The 22,557-nt window shown below is 47.6% G+C and carries 25 protein-coding genes; 7 read left to right on the plus strand and 18 right to left on the minus strand.

The features are described 5' to 3' along the window. Nucleotides 1–6: 6 nt before the first annotated feature. The 3 genes from gspG to gspF form a co-directional block, all read right to left on the minus strand. Nucleotides 7–426, minus strand: a complete 420-nt coding sequence (gene gspG, locus K4H28_RS09455; protein ID WP_221004963.1) for a type II secretion system major pseudopilin GspG — start codon at nt 424–426, stop codon at nt 7–9. Nucleotides 427–493: 67 nt separating this feature from the next. Beyond that, the gene (locus K4H28_RS09460) at nt 494–997 is read right to left on the minus strand and encodes a GNAT family N-acetyltransferase (protein WP_221004964.1); all 504 of its coding nucleotides are present in this window, start codon (nt 995–997) and stop codon (nt 494–496) included. A gap of 52 nt (nt 998–1,049) precedes the next feature. Next, nucleotides 1,050–2,252: a type II secretion system inner membrane protein GspF gene (gene gspF / locus K4H28_RS09465; RefSeq protein WP_221004965.1), complete on the minus strand. Its 1,203-nt coding sequence runs from the start codon at nt 2,250–2,252 to the stop codon at nt 1,050–1,052. Nucleotides 2,253–2,687: 435 nt separating this feature from the next. Here gspF and K4H28_RS09470 point away from each other — a divergent pair, with 435 nt between their 5' ends. From K4H28_RS09470 to K4H28_RS09490, 5 genes are all read left to right on the plus strand, one after another. Continuing rightward, nucleotides 2,688–3,494 carry a type II secretion system protein N gene (locus K4H28_RS09470; RefSeq protein WP_221004966.1) on the plus strand — a complete coding sequence of 269 codons (807 nt, stop codon included), beginning with the start codon at nt 2,688–2,690 and terminating at the stop codon, nt 3,492–3,494. A gap of 4 nt (nt 3,495–3,498) precedes the next feature. Then, complete coding sequence (gene gspD, locus K4H28_RS09475) at nt 3,499–5,577, plus strand: type II secretion system secretin GspD (RefSeq protein WP_221004967.1); 2,079 nt, start codon at nt 3,499–3,501, stop codon at nt 5,575–5,577. Nucleotides 5,578–5,584: 7 nt separating this feature from the next. Then, nucleotides 5,585–7,045 (plus strand): type II secretion system ATPase GspE, encoded by a 1,461-nt coding sequence (gspE, locus tag K4H28_RS09480; RefSeq protein ID WP_221004968.1) that lies wholly within the window; start codon nt 5,585–5,587, stop codon nt 7,043–7,045. Between the two features lie 154 nt (nt 7,046–7,199). Continuing rightward, on the plus strand, nt 7,200–7,424 hold the full coding sequence (locus K4H28_RS09485; protein WP_221004969.1) for a LapA family protein: 225 nt from the start codon (nt 7,200–7,202) through the stop codon (nt 7,422–7,424). A gap of 50 nt (nt 7,425–7,474) precedes the next feature. Continuing rightward, nucleotides 7,475–7,855 carry an SHOCT domain-containing protein gene (locus K4H28_RS09490; protein ID WP_221004970.1) on the plus strand — a complete coding sequence of 127 codons (381 nt, stop codon included), beginning with the start codon at nt 7,475–7,477 and terminating at the stop codon, nt 7,853–7,855. Between the two features lie 55 nt (nt 7,856–7,910). Here K4H28_RS09490 and gspN read toward each other — a convergent pair whose 3' ends face one another. From gspN to gspL, 3 genes are read right to left on the minus strand one after another with little or no spacing between them, the layout of a single operon-like run. Continuing rightward, a complete protein-coding gene (gspN, locus tag K4H28_RS09495; protein WP_221004971.1) occupies nt 7,911–8,657 on the minus strand; it encodes a type II secretion system protein N in 747 nt (248 codons plus the stop codon). Then, complete coding sequence (locus tag K4H28_RS09500; RefSeq protein ID WP_221004972.1) at nt 8,654–9,130, minus strand: type II secretion system protein M; 477 nt, start codon at nt 9,128–9,130, stop codon at nt 8,654–8,656. The genes gspN and K4H28_RS09500 overlap by 4 nt, the downstream gene beginning before the upstream one ends. Next, nucleotides 9,127–10,140, minus strand: a complete 1,014-nt coding sequence (gene gspL / locus K4H28_RS09505; RefSeq protein ID WP_221004973.1) for a type II secretion system protein GspL — start codon at nt 10,138–10,140, stop codon at nt 9,127–9,129. Before gspL ends, K4H28_RS09500 begins: the two co-directional genes overlap by 4 nt. 574 nt (nt 10,141–10,714) lie before the next feature. Between gspL and K4H28_RS09510 the strand changes: the two genes are divergently transcribed. Then, nucleotides 10,715–11,287: a hypothetical protein gene (locus K4H28_RS09510; RefSeq protein ID WP_221004974.1), complete on the plus strand. Its 573-nt coding sequence runs from the start codon at nt 10,715–10,717 to the stop codon at nt 11,285–11,287. Nucleotides 11,288–11,300: 13 nt separating this feature from the next. On the opposite strand, the gene K4H28_RS09515 is transcribed toward K4H28_RS09510, so the two are convergent. The 3 genes from K4H28_RS09515 to K4H28_RS09525 all read right to left on the minus strand — a co-directional run bounded on the left by K4H28_RS09515 (nt 11,301) and on the right by K4H28_RS09525 (nt 14,365). Continuing rightward, nucleotides 11,301–12,500 (minus strand): MFS transporter, encoded by a 1,200-nt coding sequence (locus tag K4H28_RS09515; RefSeq protein WP_221004975.1) that lies wholly within the window; start codon nt 12,498–12,500, stop codon nt 11,301–11,303. A gap of 128 nt (nt 12,501–12,628) precedes the next feature. After that, the gene (locus K4H28_RS09520; protein WP_221004976.1) at nt 12,629–13,606 is read right to left on the minus strand and encodes a sulfite exporter TauE/SafE family protein; all 978 of its coding nucleotides are present in this window, start codon (nt 13,604–13,606) and stop codon (nt 12,629–12,631) included. Between the two features lie 144 nt (nt 13,607–13,750). Next, nucleotides 13,751–14,365: a hypothetical protein gene (locus K4H28_RS09525; protein ID WP_221004977.1), complete on the minus strand. Its 615-nt coding sequence runs from the start codon at nt 14,363–14,365 to the stop codon at nt 13,751–13,753. 420 nt (nt 14,366–14,785) lie between these two features. Between K4H28_RS09525 and K4H28_RS09530 the strand changes: the two genes are divergently transcribed. Then, entirely contained in the window at nt 14,786–15,115 is a 330-nt protein-coding gene (locus tag K4H28_RS09530; protein ID WP_221004978.1) for a hypothetical protein, read from the plus strand. Between the two features lie 170 nt (nt 15,116–15,285). Here the strand turns inward: K4H28_RS09530 and K4H28_RS09535 are convergent, their stop codons facing one another. The 9 genes from K4H28_RS09535 to K4H28_RS09575 form a co-directional block, all read right to left on the minus strand. Next, complete coding sequence (locus K4H28_RS09535) at nt 15,286–16,599, minus strand: hemolysin family protein (RefSeq protein WP_221004979.1); 1,314 nt, start codon at nt 16,597–16,599, stop codon at nt 15,286–15,288. 86 nt (nt 16,600–16,685) lie between these two features. Next, entirely contained in the window at nt 16,686–16,805 is a 120-nt protein-coding gene (locus tag K4H28_RS09540; protein WP_221004980.1) for a hypothetical protein, read from the minus strand. Nucleotides 16,806–16,848: 43 nt separating this feature from the next. Then, nucleotides 16,849–17,010: a hypothetical protein gene (locus K4H28_RS16930; protein ID WP_373312738.1), complete on the minus strand. Its 162-nt coding sequence runs from the start codon at nt 17,008–17,010 to the stop codon at nt 16,849–16,851. A gap of 1 nt (nt 17,011) precedes the next feature. Continuing rightward, nucleotides 17,012–17,692 (minus strand): Fe2+-dependent dioxygenase, encoded by a 681-nt coding sequence (locus K4H28_RS09550; RefSeq protein WP_221004982.1) that lies wholly within the window; start codon nt 17,690–17,692, stop codon nt 17,012–17,014. 86 nt (nt 17,693–17,778) lie between these two features. Then, on the minus strand, nt 17,779–20,010 hold the full coding sequence (locus K4H28_RS09555; protein WP_221004983.1) for a TonB-dependent receptor: 2,232 nt from the start codon (nt 20,008–20,010) through the stop codon (nt 17,779–17,781). 93 nt (nt 20,011–20,103) lie between these two features. After that, on the minus strand, nt 20,104–20,520 hold the full coding sequence (locus tag K4H28_RS09560; protein WP_221004984.1) for an ExbD/TolR family protein: 417 nt from the start codon (nt 20,518–20,520) through the stop codon (nt 20,104–20,106). Nucleotides 20,521–20,585: 65 nt separating this feature from the next. After that, a complete protein-coding gene (locus tag K4H28_RS09565) occupies nt 20,586–21,257 on the minus strand; it encodes a MotA/TolQ/ExbB proton channel family protein (protein WP_221004985.1) in 672 nt (223 codons plus the stop codon). A 9-nt stretch (nt 21,258–21,266) separates the two neighbouring features. Then, a complete protein-coding gene (locus K4H28_RS09570; protein WP_221004986.1) occupies nt 21,267–21,980 on the minus strand; it encodes an energy transducer TonB in 714 nt (237 codons plus the stop codon). A gap of 246 nt (nt 21,981–22,226) precedes the next feature. Beyond that, a complete protein-coding gene (locus K4H28_RS09575; protein WP_221004987.1) occupies nt 22,227–22,433 on the minus strand; it encodes a hypothetical protein in 207 nt (68 codons plus the stop codon). Nucleotides 22,434–22,557 lie beyond the last annotated feature (124 nt).

The raw sequence follows: 22,557 nt of genomic DNA on the forward strand, positions 1-22,557 counted from the left end.
AAATCATTATTGCCATGAGCCGATGAGATTCTCTGGCTTATCCGCTCCCGCTTGCCCTTCTGGACCATAGCTCAACACGTCCACCTCGCCATGCGCACCGGGATTGAGATACACATAATCCTGACCCCAAGGATCTTTCGGCGCTTTTTCGAGATAGCCACCCGATTTCCAATTCATCGGTACCGGATCTGACGTTGGTTTTTGCACCAAGGCTTTTAAACCTTGCTCCGTCGTCGGCAAACGGCCGTTGTCTAATTTATATAATTTGAGCGCCGCCATAATCGCCGACACGTCTTGCTTGGCCGCGACAATCCGCGCCTCATTGGGTCTATCCATAATCTTTGGCACAATCAGCGCGCCCAAAATCGCTAAGATTGATACGACCACTAAAATCTCAATTAAAGTAAAACCACGGTTTTTTTTCATTTTTGCTCCGCTTGGGGTATTAGCCCATAATTCATATTAAATACAGCACTTAGTGCAATACATCCGATTAAACTTGCTGATTTCGAATTCTTGCCATGAAATATGCATTCACGTAACGCCCATCGCGAAACGCATAGTCCTTACCCTCTCCTTCCACTTCAAACCCAAATTTGCGATACAAAGCAATAGCCGCTTCGTTGTCGATATACACTGTAATTTCTAGGCGGTGGATATTCTGCCAATTTTCTGCCAAGTCGATGGCGGCGGCGAGCAACTGACTACCAACGCCCTGCCCTTGTGCATCATCGCGTACCCAAATACCAAACCAAGCAATATGTCGCCGACGAATATGCGGATCAATCCCCATCATCAAATGACCAAGTACTTTACCGTCACGCAGCGCCACTAAACTCGTCGAGTTTGGCGGTAACTCACTCAACATTTTTTGCCATTTCATTGGATTGCCATACGGCAAATCCAGCGTTCCCGCAAAAGCCTTTGGCCCAGCATGTACAGCATTGATTGCTTCAATATCAGCCAGCGTACTATGCCTAATTTCAACTTTCTGCATTTAACCTCTCATAAGCACCGCATGCCGACAAAATACAAAGGCGCAGTCGTCGCTATTTAACTAACTGATTCATCTCAAACACGGGCAATAGAATCGCCAGCACAATCACCATCACCACCGCCCCCATCACCAGCACCATCAAAGGGCCGAGCAAGCTGGTGAAGGCAGTGACTTTGCGATCGAGTTCTTTAGTTTGTTCAATCGAAGCACGATCAAGCATTAGCGCCAATCGCCCTGTCGCTTCACCGCTGGCAACCAAATGCAACAGCAGTGGCGGGAATTCATCGGCGGTTTTCATCGCGCGTGCCAAGCTGACGCCTTCACGCACTTCACTCGCAACCTCACCCACCGCACTTTGTAATTTCAAATTACTCATCACGCCTTCGGCCGCATCCAACGATTTAAGCAGCGGTACACCGCTGCCGACCAAAATTGCTAAGGTACTAGCAAAGCGCGCGGTGTTGGCCAAGCGATCCAAATAACCAAGGATCGGCCATGTTAAACGCCAAACATGAAAGCGGTGTTTCAGCTCAGGTTTCTTCAACGCGTAAAATCCAGCCACGCTGGCAATCAGCACAGCAAGTAATACCCAGCCACCCGCGCTTTTGACTGCAGCGCTGGTCCATAACAAAGCACGTGTGAGTAGCGGCAAGGTTTGCTTGGCGGACTCAAATACTTGCACCATCTGCGGCACCACCCACGTTAGCATCCCTAAAATCACCAAGGCTGACACAAACATCACCACGGCAGGATAAATAAACGCAATGGCGATTTTGCTATTGAGCTCGCCACGGGCTTCCAAGTAATCGGCCAAACGCTGCATCACGCCAGCCAATTTGCCCGATTCTTCACCCGCTTTGACCAAGGTGCGATACAGCATGGGGAAAACACGTGGGAATTGTTCCATACCATTCGATAGCGGCATCCCCGCCATCACGTCAGCACGCAATCCAGCAAGGACTTGGCGTGTTTTATCGTGATCAGCTTGCTCGGCCAAAACGATGAGTAATTCATCAATCGTTAAACCTGCATCGAGCAAAGCCGAAAATTGCCGCGTGAGTGTTGCAAGCTGTTGGCTGGATAGACTCAACCTTGCCGACTGGCCTTGTGCGGCGCTTGATTCAATGAGCTGAGTCGCCAGCAAACCTTGTTCACGCAACAAATTGCGCGCGTGACGCGGCGTATCGGCGTCTATTTGCCCTGATTTTGCTTTGCCACCAGCGATAGGAACTGCTTGATATTGGAATGCCGTCACGAAAGGGTCACTTGAAAGGCGGTCATCCGCGTTTAAATTCTAAAACTGAAGTTGTAATGTAAACCTTGTTTACAACTTTGCATTGCTGCATTTGAAATGCCGCCTTGCTTAGCCGCTATACCTGAAAGTTATTACTAACACTCTGCAAATAAATCTATGAATGCCATATTACATTCATCTACTTGTGCTTCAATACACGCTACTGCTGAATATTTCTAGGATATTACTACCGAAAATGGTAAATTTTCTACTCAAGGTCATTTATTCAACCGCTATGTCGCCTAGAATTTACCCTTACACCACAGAAGTACTAAATTATTGATGATGTGCTTACCAATCTCGCGGCACGGGCTGTAGTTTACCGCGCAATAATGACGAATATAAGTAAATCAAAAGCTTTCACAGGGAATTTCAGGCCTTACCGCCACTTAGACTATGCCTTTTTCTATTAAACATTTGGCGCATACCGTTCAATACCTTGCTATCGCACTGCTCATCTGGCTCGCTATTGGTCTGATTTGGCAACTACTCACGCCCAACCGTCCTGGCTCGACACTACGTTTAGCGCAAACGGCCCCCAGCTCACAAGCCTTCAATCCTGATGCGGTATTGCGCTTATTTAATACCACTACAGCCGTCAGTAGCGAAACCAGCGCTTTATCACTCAAAGCGCTAATTTCAGGTCAAAATGGCATTGCGATTATTGAAGGGTTGGAAGCGAGCGCAGTCGCAGTCAAAGTCGGTGGTGATGTCGGGCAATATGGCAAGTTAGTCGCTGCGATGAAAGACCATATTGTGTTGGAACGCAGTGGGTCGCAAAGCAAAGTCTATTTACCGGCATCGGCAACAACGTCACTCAATAATGCTGTGATTACTTCCGGCAATCCTACTCAAGCCAATGCGCCAGCCGCAGCCGTTGCCAATGTCGAAGCGGCGGGTATCACACTGACTCGCGGCCAATTAACAGGCATTTTGCAAGGCGGCAATCTCGCCAACTGGAGCAAAGGACTAGGTACCAGTCAAGCCGGTGGCATTTTGGTTGAGCAAGCCAGCCAACAACAGCTGGCACAAGTATTGCAGCTGCGTGATGGCGATATTTTGAAAGCCATCAACGGCAGGCCGCTGAATAAACTCGACGATCTGTCTTTACTCTATGGCGCTTTCAGCCAGCAAACGAATTTGTCTTTGCTCATCCAACGCCAAGATAAGCCCCAAACCATCAGCTACACCGTTAATCCTTGAAACCATGAAAAAAATATTAATTGCCGCACTACTTTGCAGCCAGCTTGCGTTTGCTGCTGACGAAAACGAAAAAATCATGCTCAATTTCGTGAATTCAGATATTGAAACCACGATTAAAGCCATTAGCCTGATCACCGGGAAGAATTTCATTATTGACCCGCGCGTCAAAGGCACAATTAATATTGTTTCAACCCAACCGGTAGCAAAAGACTTGGTGTATCCAATTTTGCAATCGGCACTGCGGCAAGCTGGTTTTTCAACAGTGCAAAGCAATGGTGCAATCAAAATCCAACCCGAAGCCGATAGCAAAGCACTGAGCAATAAAACCCTCGTGCGTGGCGAAAATGCGTCTGGCGAGCAAGTGATTACACAAATCTTTGCGTTAAACAATGAAAGCGCCAATCAAATGGCGACCATGTTGCGTCCTTTAGCGACTCCTTCGAGCTTGATTAGTGCTTATCAATCGGGTACCAGCAACACTTTGGTGATTACCGATTACGCAGACAATATCCGCCGCCTCGCGCGCATTATCGACAATATTGATCAGCCTAAAAATACCGACGTCTTTACGATAAAGCTGCATAACGCATCAGCCTTAGATGTGGCACAAAACATTGCCCGCCTGATGCCTGAGGTGTCAGTACAAGTTGGCGGCGCGCCGATCCCGCCGCCAGATGGTGTGCGTCGTTCGATTATCGTGCCGGAGCCACGCGGCAATCGCCTCATGATTCGCGCACTCAATGCGCCGCAAGCCAGTCAATTGCGCCAATTAATCAAGAGCATGGATGAAGCGGCAACGACCGACAATTCGATTAACGTCATTTATTTACGTAATGCCGATGCAGTAAAACTAGCCAGTACCCTCAAAGGCATTTTGACTGGGCAAGATGATTCACCCACTACAAACAATAACAGCAGTTCAATGAGCAATAACCCTGCCACAAGCAACACGACCAATAACAGCCCAAGCAATACCGGCACAAATATTCAAATCGCTGGCGCAACGGTTCGAGTTCAAGCCGATAGCACGACCAACTCACTCATCATTACGGCACCTCAAAATGTCTACAACAATTTGCGTTCCGTCATTGAAAAACTCGATGTACGCCGTTCACAAATTTACGTGGAAGCGATGATTGCCGAAGTCAATCAGGCCAAACTGGCTGAATTCGGCTTTCAATGGCTGGTTGCCGGCGGCAACGATAAAATCGGAGCAGGGGGTGTCAGTAACCTCAACCCAGGCCCTGGCGGTTTGGGTAATGTCATCAGCAATATTCTAGCAAAAACACCAGCAGGGATTCCTGCTGGCTTGACCATGGGCTTGTTTAATGGCGACCCGCGTGATGGAACTGCTTCACTCGGTTTACTCGCCTCAGCTTTACAAAGCACGGGTAATGGCAATGTACTTTCTACGCCTAATTTACTGATGCTGGATAACGAAGAAGCCAAAATCACTGTTGGCCAAAATATTCCGATTATCACCGGCTCGCAAAATGGCACCGGCGCCAACGCCAATCCATTCGTATCCGTAGAACGCAAAGACGTGGGTATTAAATTACGGGTACGCCCACAAGTATCAGAGGGCGGCGTGATTACGCTGAATGTGTACCAAGAAGTCTCTAGTGTTGACTCATCACTGAACACCGATGGTGCTGGTTTAGCCACCAAAGTGAGAACTATCGAAACCAAAGTCTTGGTGGACGATGGCCAAATCGTTGTGCTCGGCGGCCTTATCGAAAATCGCGTGATTAACAATGACAGTCAAGTGCCTGGTTTGGGCAATATTCCTTATATTGGTGAGTTATTCAAGTTTCAGAGCCGTAAGTACGAAAAGGTCAATCTGATGGTATTCCTACGTCCGGTAGTTATTCGCGACAGTGTTGCCAATCACACGCTGACCAATGATCGCTATCAGTACCTACGCAAACAGCAAAGCGACTTTAAAACCGATCCACATTGGTTATTGGACGACATCCCACAAATTCAGTTGCCTTCTAAGCCACCTGAAGCCGGCTTGTCGATCTATTCGGTGCAACCCAAAGCGAGCGCACCCGCTGCAGTTCCACTTCAACCGCAGCAGTAAACCGAATATGTCTATTGTTTCTTATGCTTATGCTCGTGAATATGGCGTATTTGATGGTGAAGTCATTGATGGCAGCACCACAATTGTAATGCGCCAAGGCGGCAGTATTGCCGCGATGGGTGAATTGCGTCGCAAACTCGCTCAAAGTCGGCTCATCGTTTTAGCTGAAGCTGAATTCAATACCAAACTGACTCAGCATTTTGGTGACGGCAAAGCCAGTGCCATGAATATGGTCGATGACATTGAAGAGTCAGCCGACTTGGCGCGACTCATTCAAGACATGCCTGAAGTCTCAGATTTGATGGAAGCGGAAGAATCATCGCCCGTGATTCGGCTCATCAATGCGATTTTCACCGAGGCGCTACGCGAAAATGCATCAGATATTCATATCGAACCGTTTGAAACCCGATCGGTAGTCCGCTACCGCGTGGATGGTGCTTTACGCGATGTGGTCGAGCCCAATCGTGCCCTGCATGCTGCCCTCGTTTCGCGGATTAAAGTGATGGCGGCGCTTGATATTGCCGAAAAACGTATCCCACAAGACGGCCGCATCAATTTGCGAATTGCGGGTCGCCCAGTGGATATTCGCGTCTCAACCTTACCGACTGGGCATGGCGAGCGCGCAGTACTGCGTTTACTCGATAAGTCAGCAGGCCGTTTGCAATTGGCTAAACTCGGCATGGCGGAAAAAACGCTAAAACCGCTCAATCAACTACTCGCCTCCCCGCACGGCATCGTCTTGGTCACTGGGCCAACAGGATCGGGCAAAACCACGACCCTGTACGCCGCGCTCGGCAGCATGGATGCAAAAAACAGCAATATCATGACGGTGGAAGACCCGATCGAATACGACTTAGATGGCATCGGCCAAACCCAAGTCAATATGCGGATTGATATGAGCTTTGCGCGGGCACTACGAGCGATTTTGCGGCAAGACCCCGATGTGATTATGATTGGTGAGATTCGCGATTTAGAAACCGCCCAAATCGCAGTTCAAGCGTCATTGACCGGCCATTTGGTGCTCGCCACCTTGCACACCAATGATGCCAGCAGCGCCATCACCCGCTTAGTGGATATGGGTATCGAGCCATTCCTGCTGGCCTCATCGACCATCGGCGTACTGGCCCAGCGCTTAGTTCGCAATCTTTGCAATGACTGTAAGCAACCGTATACAGCTACAGACGACGAATTAAAACAGCTAGGAATCAATACCCCTACCACCCTTTATCGCGCAGTCGGTTGCCCAAATTGCGCACAAACCGGTTATCGCGGTCGAACCGGCATTCACGAATTACTCGTCGTCGATGAAGCCATGCGCACCCAAATTCACAATGCCGCCAATGAACAAGACATTCGCACCTACGCCGAAAGCTTAGGCATGACCAGTTTACGCGATGACGCGATTGAACGTGTTTTGGAAGGCGTGACGAGTATTGAAGAAATGCTCAGAATCACACGAAATAATTAAGCAATCCAACACTTCTAAGTCAATTAGAAATGATAATTGACTAAATGAGCTGATTTTCATACCCTACGAATTCATTTGAATGTAGCAAAGAATAAATCATTGCGCTGATTTGACCAGCTCTGCCTGTGAGTTTAATTTATAAAATGGAGTCGCCATGCGTTACGTTTATATTGCTCTGATTGTTATTGTGACCGCTATTGTTGTTTTATTTCAATTTCAAAATCTCACTGCAGTCACTATTTCTCTATTCACGCTTAGTATCACGATGCCAGCCTCATTGCTTGTATTCGCAGTATATACGCTAGGTATGGTGACTGGCGGAGCGCTCTTGTCTTTATTGCGCACGTGGATTAACCGAGCAACACGCAAACCGTATTAATCCAACTGGGTTCTACGTTTTATTTTTATTAAATTAACTGGATCTAAACCATGATGAGTAATTTTTGGGATGTTGTTTGGCTAATCGCCGAAGCATTTATGTTTATTGTTTATCTTTTCGTACTATTTCATATTTTTGCAGATTTATTCCGCAACCATGAAATGAGTGGTGTTCGAAAAGCGCTCTGGGTTATTGGTTTGATTTTGCCCGTACCTTTCGTTGCGTTAATTTATATCCTTTGCCACGGCCGAGGCATGGCACAACGCCAGCAACAAATGCTTGAACGCATGAAAACGGATACCGATAGCTATATCCGCCAAGTTGCCGCAAAGTCACCAGCCGAACAAATTAGCGACGCGAAAGCATTACTCGATGCAGGCACAATCACTACAGATGAATTTGCAAAGCTCAAAGCCAAAGCACTCGCTTAAGCTTTATTCTGCGTACAAAAAAGCCATCATGACTGATGGCTTTTTTTGTATCTCACTAAAATTTAATCTGATACCCATCAGCCGTCGCGGGAACTTGTAATAGCAATGGCGCAAGTTGTTGGCGTACTTTTTCATCGGGCTTGAGATTAATCGTACCGTGCGCCGCGCCGCGCCATTGCATATCGCCATTCCCATTGACTGCTATCGCGCTAGCACCAGCGGGGGCAATTTGCCAGTTAGCGCCACCTACTACCACATTCAAATTCACTCTCAGCGCTGTAATCGGCGTCAACGCAGGAACAAGTTGGCTAAATATGGGATCGAGCACCAACTCTGCACTGTCACCAGCTTGTTGAGACAAACGCGGGCTGCGTAATTGCGCTTTGCCGCCTAAGCCCCAATTCGCGACTTTAGGAATAGACCGAAAAACGCCTTCGAGCGGAAAAGTAATATCAACATTTTCTAGCGCACTGCCGCCCAGACCCAGTGCTATACGTGCTTGATTACTGGCTCCCAAGGCTTCACCACGCAATTGCCAAGCCATCTGCGCGCGAAGCAGCGAGTTGGGTTCAAACTGCCAAGAAAGATCCTGCTGCAAAACTACGCCTTGCAAACCCAAGGCACTAGCTCGGCCATCCCAGATACTGCCACTGGCTTGTACCAAGCTCACTGAGCTGGGCAAAAACCACACCACGACACTCACTGGCATTCTGGCGATAAAAACTACCAGGCTGAAAACCACTAAGAGCAAAATAATCAGCTTGCGACGAGGATGCGCTATCACGATTTGAGTCTGTTTCATGTCCGCTCCAAAACTAAAACCAGCGCAGCGGCCGAATTATCTTGTTTGATTTGTACTGAAATGACTTTGGCACCGAGTTCAGACTTCAGGGCATTGGCTAATTGCAAAGCTTCATTAACCGAAGCATGCGAGCTACGTAATTCCAATTGCGTGGCCGAAATGGAGCGCACATCGGCACTGATTTTCTTGGCCGATAAGGCCGAAAATGCCGCGCTGCGTAAATCACCGGAACTGGCTTTAGGGCGTGTGGTTTCTGGCTTACTGCCCCGCATCGCAAACAGATGACCTTCTAATCGCGGCACATTCACCGATAACTTGCCAATTTGCGTGTTCAAAGGCGAATAAATGCCAAAGTACAAAACAACCAAGGCAACGGCGATTGACCAAATGGCCAACATTTTTCGTTCACGTGGATTGCGTTGCTGCCAATAAGTTTGTGCTTGCAGCCGCCAGCTTTTAATCAGCGGGTTCATGGTTGCACCTCGATACTCATTCGCCCATCTGGCATTTTATTACTTTGAACTTTTGCGCCCTGCGCCGTTAATTTAGCTAACAAAGCGGCTGATTTACTTTCAGCCAACACGATGTTCACCTTACCTGCTTTGACTTCAACACTATCAATACCCACATCCAAATCGATTTGCGCTGCTGTTTTATGCAAAAGATCTAAAGCATCAGCCGAGGGGCTTGCCCCACGGTTATTACCGGCATTTTGCTGACTTTGCCATTGCAAAATCGGATCAACCACAGGGACACCGGGGAAAATACTGGCAAAGGTCTGGCGGATTTCTTGCCGAAGGGCCACTTCTTGATTCGCTAAACTACGCCATTGAATAAATAGGCTAAGGAGATAAATAAAGAAACATGCCACAAGTACGTATATCGCCCCACGCCAATCAGACCAATGAGTAGAAAGCGATACTTTGGGATTTTGATAAAAAGAAACCGTGTTTTGTGGCGGTAGAATCAATTCTGCAGCTGCGATTTCTTTGAAAGACAGTGCAGGATAAAGTGCTAATAAATCAGCCTCTGATTCAAGCCAGCCCGACTCCTTATCGGTGCAAAACATGATGCCTTTGCTCGAATGGGAATAGGTCAATGCGTGCGGTAAAAGCAATAACTCAGGCAACCAGCGCTGAAAATTCAAACCCGACTGCGCAATCCATGTTGAAATCGCCGCCAGCCGTGTTTTTTCAATCACCCACACCGTCGTGATGCCATTCACTGCAGCACCCGCTACCCAGTGCACATCACTCAATTTACCCAAGATCCGATCTTCGAGTGCTTGGCTAATCAGTTGATCGCGCTGCTTTTTATTAACTGCAGGTAGCGTTAAGGAATGAGCCGTCAGCCAAGCTGCGGGAATTGCCAAATCCATTGTAGTCGCAGCCTGCAAATCCAACGTATCGTTCCGATGTGCCATTAAAGCGCCACTTGCAGTAAAACCAAACCAATCGTGAATTGACTCAGTATCTGAACCCATCCGAATTACTAAATGTTCTAGCCGATCCAAAATACAAGCCTCAAAAAAAAGGCGGCACGATTAAGCATGCCGCAAGATCCATTATTGTACTCAATATTTATGTCAGAAAGATGCTAACCGCACATATCGCGCCCTATTTGTAACATGCCTTGGGCTTTTAAAAATATGTGACCAAATTTGGGCGATTCGTCATGAATTCAGGTCAACACAAAAACAACGCTCAATAGCGATGAATTTTTGTTGACAGTTTTAAGAAATATTTAAGTCAAAACAAAAAATAAATGCAAAACACACTCCGAGACAATCCAGAATTCATTTTACCAAGTAGATAAAAATTTCTAAGTATCTCTCTACAGGCATTAATTATTAATGTTTGCAACCCAATACCCATAATTTACATACTGTAAGTAGAGCACACAGCTCCAAATCATGAGTCCGCTTTGAAATGCTTAAAAGCGGACACAGATACAACTTTTTTGATTCGAACAAAATTTAAAATTGTAAAACAGCATGTCCTTATCTAGGTTTAGTAATGATTCTTACCAAGTCCTTTACTACATCACTAAGGTCTTTCATGCAGCGAATCCAAGCTATCACACAAGCAAGTATTTTACTGATATTGAGTACCATTGGACTTAGCCACGCAGATGAGAGAGCCATCAGCACAAGCCAAGCTTTTGGCGAGCACACGCCTGATTTTCTATCGAATATGAATACCAACAATGATTGGCGAACTTGGATTAAAACGCCAATATGGACACATCATTACAACCGTGAAATGGTAAATCATGGTGATTTATCAGAAAATAATCCAGGAATAGGTATAGAGCGTAGCAATGGTCGTTGGCATTGGATGCTAGGAGGCTATCGCAACTCAATCCGACAAACATCACTTTATGCCCAACTAGCTTGGACACCACTACAGTTGGAATTTTGCGAAAACGGAAATCTTTCATTCGGTGCAACAGCCGGTCTACTAACAGGCTACAAAACGAAGAAAAATAAATACGATATAATCCCAGCCGGGGGTTTATTCATCTCTCTAGAAACCCCCTATCACTTTGGAGTCAATTTAGTTGTTGTTCCAACAATCAAATCAGTCGACCTAGAAGGATTTGTCGCCGCACAAATTAAAATTCATTTTTAGACCTCAGTTTGGATCAAGAAATAGCCTTAATTCGCCGAGCAATCCAAATCGCCAACAAACCTGCGGCGCAACTCAAAACCCCAATCCAACCATAATGATGCAAATGTCCTTGTGCATCTTGCGTGAGCAACAAGCCAGCCAACAATGACGCAGCACCGGAGGCGAAATTTTGCATGGCTGAGTTAAACGCCATCAATCGACCCCGCAAATGCGGCACCGTGGCTGCGGTCACCATCGTTGAGGCCGGAATAAATCGACCACTGACAAAGATAAAAAACAAGACCGAAATCATTAAATGCCATGGTAGTCCGACTTTGAAATTTTGCGTAATCAAAAGAATCGGCACAAAACTAGCCAGCACCAGCCATGGCATGATTTTTCGGGCAGAGTAGCGATCGGTAAAGCCACCAATCAAAGGTCGGCTAACAATGGTTGCCGCGCCCCCGACTAGATAAAAGTACATCAGATCGCTGGCGGGTAAACCCACATTTGCCACCATGGTTGGCGCGATAAATGGAATGACCATAAAGCCAGACACCATCAATGCTCCAGTGAGGCACACCGCCCACCAGTGATTGCGCACGGTAAGCAGTTCTCGATAATTATCGACCCAACTCGCATCGCGATTGAGCGTTGCCAAGTGTACACGCACAGGCGGCACGTAGCGCACCATCGCCACTGCGACCAAGGCACAAATCCCCGTCAAGGCGAAAAACGGCATCCGCCAGCCACTTTGCGCAGCCAGCCACAAACCCAAGGGCACACCAGCCACTGCTGAGATCGAAAAACCCAGCATGACCCAGCTCATTGCTCGACCGCGCCGCTCAACTGGAATCAAGTCACCGACAATCGCTAATACAATCGAGCCAATCACACCGCCAAAAATACCCGCCAAAATGCGCGCAGCGAGTAAGGTATAAAAGCTATTACTCAAACCGCAGGCCAATGTCGCCACGATCAAACCGGCATAACAAAACAGCAGCGCGTGACGCCGATCGAATCGATCTGCTTGCGATGACGCCAGCAATGCGGAACATCCTGCAGCCAAGGAATACGCCGAAACCAGCAGACCAAAATGGGCGGTATTAATCTGAAACTCATCCATCAAATACGATGCCAAGGGCATCATAATCATAAAGTCAGCAATAGCAGTGAACATCACCAACATCAGAGTGATGAGCATGGCGATTTCTTGGCGGGAGGAAAGGGGCATCGGTTTAACCTGCAAGGGGGTTTTTGCAGTCTACCCGAATCGATAACTATGACAATGGAGAATTACACAGAGGATGTATATCGATCTAGGCTATGTAATTTATTGGCCAGATCGATATACCCACGTTACTAACTCAGTGATTTATACAGATTAAATAAGCTTAATATTGAAATCAAGCTACCTACCATCCACAACAGCGTACGCGCATTTAATTTATGGCACAGCCATGCCGCAAATGGGGCGGCGAATAAACCACCGACAATCAAGCCTGCGACCAAGAGCCAATGATCCATCTTCGCCCACAGCAAAAATGCGCCAGCCGTTGAAAAGGCAATGAAAAACTCAGCGGCATTCACCGTACCAATTGTTTTGCGTGGGTCATTACCACGACCAACCAAAGTTGAGGTGACCACTGGCCCCCAGCCACCACCGCCCACCGCATCAACAAATCCGCCCAGCAAGGCCAATGGAGCGACATGCTTGATTTCATTTGAGTGTGGTTTTGGATGCGTGGCCAGCCAAGCCTTACGCAATATGTACACACCCATGAACAACAAATAGGCGGCGATATACGGTTTGATGAGTTTGCCATCGATATTAGTCAATAAAAAAGCACCGACCACACCGCCAATGACACCAGGAAATACCAAACGCTTAAACAAGGCTTTATCGACATTACCAAATTTCAAATGCGACAAACCTGAAAATCCAGTCGTAAATACTTCGGCCACATGCACCGCCGCCGAAGCCGAAGCAGGACTAGCACCGATCCCAATCAAGAATGTATTCGAGCTAATGCCGTAAGCCATCCCCAAAGCACCATCAATCGCCTGAGCAGCAAAGCCCACGCCCACCGCCAGCCAGAACATCGGCGAAGTTAATACGTAGTACGCACCGCTAGATAAGCTCTGTTGCAGCGGCTCATTGACATTTTGCAGCGCAAAACCCAACGTCGTCACCAACATCAGCAAAGCTAAACCGATAAAGCGTTTGCGTTGCCAAAATTGCCGCTCGCTAACAACAGCCTCATCAAGCGGTGGAATACCAATCGCTTGGTGCTCTAGATTTTCGGGCGTAGCCGAAAGGTCTGCGTGGCGGATTTTCATCAGGACAACTCGAATAAGCAAATGATTCGAGAGTGTAAGCGAAAATCAAATTCCAAATTAGAACGATTTGTTGTTGATTTATAACCTTTAGCGCTATAAAAAAACCGAGCTGAACTCGGTTTTTTTACTCGTATGCAAAAACGATTAAGCTTTTGGCTTCTCATCCGCAACCGCCTGCTTCACGCTGGCAATCCCATGCTGAACCTGTTCACCTGCTTTACTGGCAAGTTCAGCCGCCTTCACTTTCGCTTGATCACTTAATTCTGCAACTTGAATCAGCGCTTGATCTGCTGCATGGCCAGCTTTATCGGCTAGTTCTGATGTTTTCAATGCCGCTTCATCGGCCAAAATTTCAGCCTTGCCCACAACGTTAGCCGCAGCATCCTTGGTTGCATCCCATGCTTGATCAGCAGCGACCGTGGCTTTATCGCTCAGTTCACCGGCTTTGAGTGCTGCATCATCAGCTACTTGGCCCACTTTATCTGCAATTTCTGCCGCTTTCCAAGCGGCCTGATCGGCCAACAGCTCTGCTTTTTCAGCTAACTCAGCAGACTTTTCCTTCACCGACTCCAAAGCGTGATCAGCAGCAATCGTCGCTTCATCACCCAATTGGGCAGCTTTAAAGGCCACTTGATCAGCAACTTGACCGGCTTTATCTGCTAAATCCGCCGCTTTGGCAGAAGCGCGCTCCGCCGCCGCCTCCACGGTTTGCTCCGCAGAGCCCAATAGCTCTTTGACTTTGTCGAAAATACCAGTCATTGAATACTCCTTTAGATTGAGAGACAAACAATACACTAACAGTTTATTGCGGATTCTGATCAACTCATCCAAGCCCTCTGATTAGCTGTCGCCAAATATAGAGATTCGGATTGCTCAACGGAGTGAGCTATGTGTAGGGCAAAAGATAAATTTAATTTTTCAACCGCAAATTAAGTTCAACTTAGGCTCTTAAGCGAATCCTCCGTATTAAATCGTTTGCCTATTGATTTGAAAGCAAAAATATCGATGTTTTAGACTCCAACATTTTGCCATTTGACATAATCGAAGATAGTCGTACTCAGTTCCGCCGACTCGAAACTCTGCCGTGGGACCTTCCGCACTTTCCCAACAGCTTGCGCCAAGGCAAACACGAATGCTGGCGCTATGGCACACTGTAAGCAATTACATTTTAATTTGCTAATGATGAATCTTGAAACAGCTAAAACAATCGTAGCCAACTGGGATAAACCGCTTATTCGCCAATTATTTTGGTATTTAGTGATTCCTGCTTATGTCGAAATACAGCGTGCAGAGCCAAGCCATTTTGTTTATCACAACCAACATGGCTGGTCTTATCGGTGGCTGACTTTACTGCAAAGCATGCTGGCGCTGCTCATGCTGCTAGTAGTCGATACGGCATTAAGCGGCACCCTAGCCGTGCTGGGCCAACTGCTGTGCGCTTATTTTATGGTGATGTATGGCGTTTGGACTTTGGCCTATTGGTCGATGAAAATCCCGCGGCCTTTGTAATTTGATAAGCGCTGCGTTTAAATGCTTCTTCTGGCAAGGCAAACCAATAAGACTAAATTCGTTTGCTTCGCTCATTTTGGCCTCATGCATCTTACTACAGCGGCAAGCATGAGCGATTGAATTAAATCCATACCGCTCACGGTGCCTTAATGTTCAAGCGCTTTTCTTAATCAACTACTGATTTCTTCATTACTTGGTGTTGCGTCAGTTTTCTTGATGGCTAAGATTTTATCGATTCGTCGACCATCCATATCCACCACTTCAAGTTGCCAATCTTCCCACACGGCAATATCGCCCGTGCGCGGCATTTGCCCGAGGATAAACATCACCAAACCGCTGAGTGTATGGTAGCTATGCTTGGCTTCATCGGGTACGGATTGCAAATCCAAGCGATCTTTAAGTTCGGGGATTGGGATTAAGCCATCGAGCAGCCATGAGCCATCGGCGCGCTGAATCGCCCAAGCATCCGCACCGTCTTGTGGCGTAAATTCGCCCGTCAAGACTTCGAGCACATCTTGTAAAGTCACCAAACCTTGCACTTCGCCGTATTCATCGATCAAAAAGACCATTTCTACGCCGGAAGTGCGCATCTGCGCGAGCAACTCCAGACCAGTCAGACTTTCAGGCACAAATACGCAAGGCTGTAGATGGCTGGATAGGTCAATTTCTTCGCCTTTAAGCATTTTTTGCAAAATGTCTTTGGCACTTAAAATCCCCAGCAAATTATCTAGACCATCGCGGCAAACAGGAAAGCGTGAAAACGGCGTATTCGATACTTTGGCTAAGTTGTCGGCTACCGAATCATCTAAATCCAGCACGACCATGTCGGAGCGTGGGATCATCAATGAAGTCACGAGGCGATCATCCAAACGCAGTACGTTTTTCATCATCGCGTGCTCGTGCTCTTCGATCAAACCGGCTTCTGATCCCTCGTGCAACATCGCGTCAATTTCGTCTTGCGTCACCGCTTGTTGTGTCGTTTGATCTGCACCGAGCAAACTGAGTACGCCCTTAGTCGATGCGGTGAGTAAGCGAACAAATGGACGTGTCATCAGTGCTAACAATTGCAGTGGTCGCGCAACAAATACGGCGATGGTTTCAGGGCTAATTTGTCCTAAGCGCTTTGGTACCAACTCGCCCAGCACAATCGAAAAATAAGTCACAGAAACGACCACACAGACTGTCGCGCTGGTGTCGCTCATGCTTTCAGGCAATCCAAAGGTCATCAACCAGTCGGCAAAAGGCTCGGCCAAAACAGACTCACCGACAATACCGCTCAGTACACCAATCGAAGTAATCCCAATTTGTACCGTGGACATGAACTTAGTCGGATCAGCGCCTAATTCCAAGGCCACTGCGGCGCCCTTATTTCCTGCTTCAGCCATTTTGGTCAGCCGTGCTTTGCGCGCGCTCACCAAGGCCAACTCCGACATCGCAAACAGGCCATTGAGTAAAATCAGCCCGAGCAGTAAGAACACTTCCATGAAATCATCCGACGTATTAATGAAACATCAATATCAGGCCATTGCGCTATTTTGCAAGTTTATCAACGACTTCATTGAAGAATTAATTAAATGTCGCCCCATTTGCGCAATAAATTATGATGTATGCCCGTCATTGAAATTGCGGTGGCATTGTCGCCATAATCGGCGCGCAGTTGGCGAATATTCGTATCAAGTTCAAACAGCAACCCTCTTTCACTGCCATCTATTAACCTTACTCGGCCATCCACATCAAATATCGCCCCATTTACGAAGCAAATTATGATAGATACCCGTCATAGATATTGCAGTGGCATTGTCGCCATAATCAGCGCGCAGTTGGCGAATATTCGTATCAAGTTCAAACAGCAACCCTCTTTCACTGCCATCTATTAACCTTACTCGGCCATCCACATCAAATATCGCCCCATTTACGAAGCAAATTATGATAAATACCCGTCATAGATATTGCAGTGGCATTGTCGCCATAATCGGCGCGCAGTTGGCGGATATTGGTATCGAGTTCAAATAACAAACCACGCTCGGCGCCGTCCTTAATCATACTTTGCATCCACATAAACGACGCAACCCTTGTACCGCGCGTGATTGGTTCGACACGGTGCAAGCTGCTGGATGGGTATAAAACCATATCACCGGCGGCGAGTTTGACCTCGTGCACGCCATAAGTATCTTCAATGACCAATTCTCCACCATCGTATTCCGCCGGATCAGAAAAAAACAGTGTCGCGGATAAATCCGAGCGTACCCATTCGCCAGTATCAGTCATACGACGCATCGCATTATCAACATGCATGCCAAAGCCCATCCCCACGCCATAGCGATTAAATAAAGGTGGAAAGATTTTTTTGGGCAACGCGGCCGAAAAAAACAAGTCATTTTTGGCCAGCGCCGCCAAAATCACTTCGCGCACCGCAACAGCGTTCACTTCATCATTGGGCAACTGTTCATTATTTTTAACTTTGGCCGATTGACTCCCTGCTGTGATACGACCATCGAGCCATGCCGCACGATCCAGCTTTTCACGACACGCGACTACGGTTGCAGCATCGAGTACCGCAGGAATATGTAACAACATAAAAACTCCAAATAATAATGGGGTATTCACATATGGAATACCCCAATCGATGGTTACAAGTAAATACCCATCATTAATCTACAAAATTAGAACTTGTACGATGCCGTCACACGAGCAGTCCGCGTAGTGCCTGGCACAGCAAAGCCTGCGTAAAGACCTTCATAGTATTCAGTATCAAACAAATTAAGAACATTGAGCTGGACACTCAAATCACGGTGCGTCCATTCAACCATCGCATCCCAACGCACATAACTTGGCAAGAACACCGTATTGTCCAAGCTGGTGTAACGTTTGCCCATCGCATTCATACCGCCACCCACTTTCCAATTGCCATCGACTTGATAAGTCGTCCACAAATTGCCGGTGTACGTTGGCGAATTGTCTGGGCGATTGCCTTCTTGATATTTGCGTGCTGGATTAGCCACTTCATCAATCACTGGATCCATCAGCGCAAGGCCAGCAAAGACTTGCCATTTGTCGCTCAAACGACCTGCTGCTTCGAGTTCAATACCATCGGTATGGCGTTTGCCCGACAACAAGTATGGTTTCACCACGCCCGGTTCGATATCGGTTTGACGCTCATTGGTTTTTTCCGTACGGAACACTGCCGTGCGCAAGGCCAAATCGCCATCCAGCAAAGTCCAACGTGCGCCGATTTCGTAGTTCGCGTTTTTCTCTGGATCAGTCAAAGCACCTTTTGGATCAGTTGAATACGCTTCAGCAGAAGGATTGAACGACGTACCATACGACACATAATACGATTGCACTTGATCAGGCTGATAGATCAAACCTGTGCGGTAGCTCCACACTTTGTCCGTACGGCTCACATTATCGGCGGCTTTTTGCTTGGTGAACGATAGATTCTCGGTGCTGGCTTTAAAGTTATCGTATCGAGCGCCCAACAACACTTTCCAATGCGGATTCAAGTCAATCATGTCTTGGAAGTAGAAAGCCACGGTATCCGCTGTCGAATCAGCGGTCACGGTATTCACTGGATCGCTACAATTGCTTGGTACACCACCTGTGACCGGGTTGCCCACCGTGGTTGATGGCAAATTGCACCCCGCCAAGCCTGTCGTTGAACTTGGAAGCACTTTACCTGTTGTATCCAATTGCATACGGCCTGTGCTCAGTAACTTCTCGCGAGTTAATTCAATACCAGCCAGCACATTGTGGCGAACCGTACCCGTTTCGAAATCCCACAAGAAATCTGTTACGTTGGAGTAGATTTCTTGTTCACGCATGCGCAATTTACGACCACGAGTCACCGTCGTGCTGTCGGTCAATGCATCTGTTGGCTTGGCAAAAGACAAACCTGGTGCGCTGGCGCGTAAGTCCAAATCATACTTACCAGCCCGAGTTGAGTTTTTGATTTTCATATTCGGGTTGATTTGATGCTCAACACGCAAACTCAATACATCGGCTTGTGTTTCTTCAGAGTCAAAATCTTTTAGGCCATAGAAAGTATCGACGCGATCAATGGGTTGATTGGTTCCTTGATTGAGCGGCGTTTTACGATAGTAAGGCACGCCGTAATCCGGCACATTGTCTTCTTGGTAATGCAAATACGAGGCCGTGATTTGTGTTGGTTCGCCCAAACCCCAAGTGATACTTGGTGCAACGCCCCACCGATTCATTTCTGCGCCTTCGCGGAAACTATCGGCTTTTTGACCCATCACATTGATACGTGCCGCGGTGCTTTCACCAATAGCGCGATTGAAATCACCTTCAACACGGTAAAACGAATCCATGCCGATGGTTGTTGAAAGCTGATTCAAATCACCACGGAATGGCGTTTTGCTCACTTGATTGACCACACCACCTGTCGAACCACGACCAAACATCATCGACGCAGGGCCACGCAAGACTTCAACGGTATCAATATGGAATGTATCGCGATTATATTGTGCAGAATCACGGAAATTATCTAAGTAGAGGTCATTCGATGCACCAAAACCACGAATACGGATGCCGTCACCACTAGCGCCACCTTCGGCAGCGTTAAATGTCACGCCGACTGCATTACGCAGCGCTTCTTTCAGCGTATTGGCATCTTGGTCATTCATCAATTGGCGCGTCACACTCGTCACCGATTGCGGAATATCCCGCGCGTCTTGCTCAACGCGACCGACATGCACCGTTGGTGCTTTGAAGGTATTCACTGTGCCATTGCGGCTTTGAGGATTTTCTGCACTCACTTCAACGGGCGCTAATACGGTCTCGGCCGCATTCACACCACCTGCTACCGCGCCAAATAAGGCGGCAGCAGCCGGTAATTTCGCAAAATGGCGGATGCCTGACTTGTGTTTATCTCGCATGGTTTTTCTCTTATTGATTTGGAATATATTAAAATTTGGACAAAAAAAAGGCGGGTTTCACCCGCCTGTTTAAGCGTGTTAACTTCAGAACACTCAACCTCCCTGCCCATTGGTCATCAGACCAATCTTGTTTAAACCTGCCCGCTGCGCAGCGGACATGGTTTGTGCGATACGTTCGTACTGCACAGTTTTATCGGCGTAAATATGCACCTCGGTGTGTGGATCGGCGGCAAAAACCGCAGCAAGCCGCGCATCTAATGTGGTCGCATCGATTAAGGTCTTGTCGTCCAACAAGCCACCATCGGCCTGTAGTGTCAGCCGCAACGGTGTTTTTTCTTGCTGAACCACTGCAGCGCTCGCTTTGGGCAACTCGACTTTGACGGCATGCGTCATCACGGGCGCGGTGACGATAAACACCACCAACAGCACTAACATCACATCAACCAATGGCGTGGTATTGATTTCCGCCATCGGCGCAGCGTCTTGCTGACCAAAACTACCGAATCCCATGTTGCACCTCCGACCCATACATCGTATTCATTCCCACCATCGACTCAGGATCACGCCGTCCAAAACTACCGAATCCCATGACCACCCTCCGTCAGCAACTGCGCATGCAAATCATGTGTGAAGCCATCTAGCTCTTGGCCAAAACGGCGATTGGCGCGAATAAATGCGTTGTAGGCCACCACCGCAGGAATCGCGACAGCCAAACCCGCCGCAGTCGCTACCAAGGCTTCACCAATCGGGCCTGCCACTGTGGCTAAGGAAGCATTGCCACTCGCAGCAATCCCAACCAAAGCGTTATAAATGCCCCAAACCGTGCCAAATAAACCAATAAATGGCGCTACCGAACCAGTCGTAGCCAACCACGTCAAGCCGCGCTCCATTTGCGCTGTTTCTTGACTTAAACGCGTCCGTAATTTGCGAACTAAATACTCATCCAAGGAAACGCCTTTTCCCAAGCCACCACCTTCATGGGCGCGGTAATGACGCAGGCCATCTGCCGCCGAAGTCGCTAATTTCGCCGCTGGCGACTGATTTTTTGCCGCCAAACTCAGTGCAACTTGCCAATCGCTAGCATCCCAAAATTCATTCATAAACCTTTGTTGATGACGCTTCATTACCCACAACAAACGCGAACGCGCCACGATGACGACCCAGCTCACCACCGACATCAACACTAATAAAGCAAACGTTGCTTGCAATACAGGGTCACCCGAGTGCAATACCAAAGACAAATCCATTACCGTACCTCAAGAACTTTTAATCGAAAAAACAACCGGCACAATGACCGTTCCTGCAACAGCGACATCACCCCGCTTGGCAGGCACAAACCGCCAGCGTTGCACCGTATTTTGTGCTTCCTGATCCAAGCGTAAAAATCCACTGCTTTTGTGCAACTCAACCTGATCGACGAGGCCCTGTTGATTCACCGCTACGCGCAAATACACCACGCCTTTTTCGCCCAACTCTCTGGACTGCAGCGGGTAGCGTGGCTTGGGATTATTCAAATAATTGGCGTGAAAACTAGGCTCAGTCGGTGCCTCATTGCGCTCGGTACTTTGTCCTTGTGCACCACCGCCCGTTGTCGCTGCCACCACCTTGGTGCTCGTTGCGCCTTGCCCTTCATCTTTTGCTGGCGCAATTTGCGGTTTTTCTACTGCTGCCACTTCCATTGTTGAAACGCGCTCTGGCGTTGCTTCTTGTTTAGGCGCAACCGGAGCAGACTTTGCCATACGGCGCTCTTGCACCTTTTGTTTTACCTGCTGAACCTTTTGCTTCACCTTTACCACAGGCTTGGCAGGCGCAACTTCCGGAGCACGCTCGCCCATTGCCACCGGCATCGCCAGCATCACAATCGGCTCTGCTTCTGTGGTTTTCGGCGGCGATGATGTCATCACAGCATGCAGTACCCCCACATGCGCCAGCATCACCAATAAAATAGTTTTTCTGTTATCGAGAATCATTCGCACATATTATCGAAAATCATTCTCATTAGCAATATGCTATAACTATAATTTTGTAAGTTTTATTTGCAAACAACACATCGACAAAATGCCGACCACAGAACGCAAAAAAGCCCGTCACGCTGACGGGCTTTTCACTCAAAAGCTAAAGATCAACTTTTCTACTTTTGATCGCTTAAAAAATAATCCAAAGGTATATGGCCAAGCCAGTTATTTTAAAAAAGGCTACAAAGCTATACCCATAAATTAGTTCTCAGCATCTATATTCGCTTGGGCAGCAGAATCACGCTGCACTGGGCTCGATGAGAAATGAAACACCACGGCATTAGCAAACATGGCATCGAAGCCTTTCTCAATCATTGTTTGCACCAGCGTTTGCGCCTGACAACCTCGCGCAAGATTTTCAATAATCCATTCTTGCCACTCTGGCGTTAACTGCGTATAGCCCGACATCGTCACACTTCTCCTCGTCTGTTACGGCACACTCGAACGGTATGCTCGTAGAACACCACTCCGCTTACAATTTCAAACAAAAAAACACTAAAAACATCAAACTTGTAAGATATCGCATTATTCA

The organism is Deefgea tanakiae, from assembly GCF_019665765.1.
Classification (GTDB): domain Bacteria; phylum Pseudomonadota; class Gammaproteobacteria; order Burkholderiales; family Chitinibacteraceae; genus Deefgea; species Deefgea tanakiae.

Coding starts and splice junctions, on each gene's coding strand:
- gspG (WP_221004963.1), bottom strand. CDS start 426: ATGAAAAAAAACCGTGGTTTTACTTTAATTGAGATTTTAGTGGTCGTA.
- K4H28_RS09460 (WP_221004964.1), bottom strand. CDS start 997: ATGCAGAAAGTTGAAATTAGGCATAGTACGCTGGCTGATATTGAAGCA.
- K4H28_RS09470 (WP_221004966.1), top strand. CDS start 2,688: ATGCCTTTTTCTATTAAACATTTGGCGCATACCGTTCAATACCTTGCT.
- gspD (WP_221004967.1), top strand. CDS start 3,499: ATGAAAAAAATATTAATTGCCGCACTACTTTGCAGCCAGCTTGCGTTT.
- gspE (WP_221004968.1), top strand. CDS start 5,585: ATGTCTATTGTTTCTTATGCTTATGCTCGTGAATATGGCGTATTTGAT.
- K4H28_RS09485 (WP_221004969.1), top strand. CDS start 7,200: ATGCGTTACGTTTATATTGCTCTGATTGTTATTGTGACCGCTATTGTT.
- K4H28_RS09490 (WP_221004970.1), top strand. CDS start 7,475: ATGATGAGTAATTTTTGGGATGTTGTTTGGCTAATCGCCGAAGCATTT.
- gspN (WP_221004971.1), bottom strand. CDS start 8,657: ATGAAACAGACTCAAATCGTGATAGCGCATCCTCGTCGCAAGCTGATT.
- K4H28_RS09500 (WP_221004972.1), bottom strand. CDS start 9,130: ATGAACCCGCTGATTAAAAGCTGGCGGCTGCAAGCACAAACTTATTGG.
- gspL (WP_221004973.1), bottom strand. CDS start 10,140: ATGGGTTCAGATACTGAGTCAATTCACGATTGGTTTGGTTTTACTGCA.
- K4H28_RS09510 (WP_221004974.1), top strand. CDS start 10,715: ATGCAGCGAATCCAAGCTATCACACAAGCAAGTATTTTACTGATATTG.
- K4H28_RS09515 (WP_221004975.1), bottom strand. CDS start 12,500: ATGCCCCTTTCCTCCCGCCAAGAAATCGCCATGCTCATCACTCTGATG.
- K4H28_RS09520 (WP_221004976.1), bottom strand. CDS start 13,606: ATGAAAATCCGCCACGCAGACCTTTCGGCTACGCCCGAAAATCTAGAG.
- K4H28_RS09525 (WP_221004977.1), bottom strand. CDS start 14,365: ATGACTGGTATTTTCGACAAAGTCAAAGAGCTATTGGGCTCTGCGGAG.
- K4H28_RS09530 (WP_221004978.1), top strand. CDS start 14,786: ATGATGAATCTTGAAACAGCTAAAACAATCGTAGCCAACTGGGATAAA.
- K4H28_RS09535 (WP_221004979.1), bottom strand. CDS start 16,599: ATGGAAGTGTTCTTACTGCTCGGGCTGATTTTACTCAATGGCCTGTTT.
- K4H28_RS09550 (WP_221004982.1), bottom strand. CDS start 17,692: ATGTTGTTACATATTCCTGCGGTACTCGATGCTGCAACCGTAGTCGCG.
- K4H28_RS09555 (WP_221004983.1), bottom strand. CDS start 20,010: ATGCGAGATAAACACAAGTCAGGCATCCGCCATTTTGCGAAATTACCG.
- K4H28_RS09560 (WP_221004984.1), bottom strand. CDS start 20,520: ATGGGATTCGGTAGTTTTGGTCAGCAAGACGCTGCGCCGATGGCGGAA.
- K4H28_RS09565 (WP_221004985.1), bottom strand. CDS start 21,257: ATGGATTTGTCTTTGGTATTGCACTCGGGTGACCCTGTATTGCAAGCA.
- K4H28_RS09570 (WP_221004986.1), bottom strand. CDS start 21,980: ATGATTCTCGATAACAGAAAAACTATTTTATTGGTGATGCTGGCGCAT.
- K4H28_RS09575 (WP_221004987.1), bottom strand. CDS start 22,433: ATGTCGGGCTATACGCAGTTAACGCCAGAGTGGCAAGAATGGATTATT.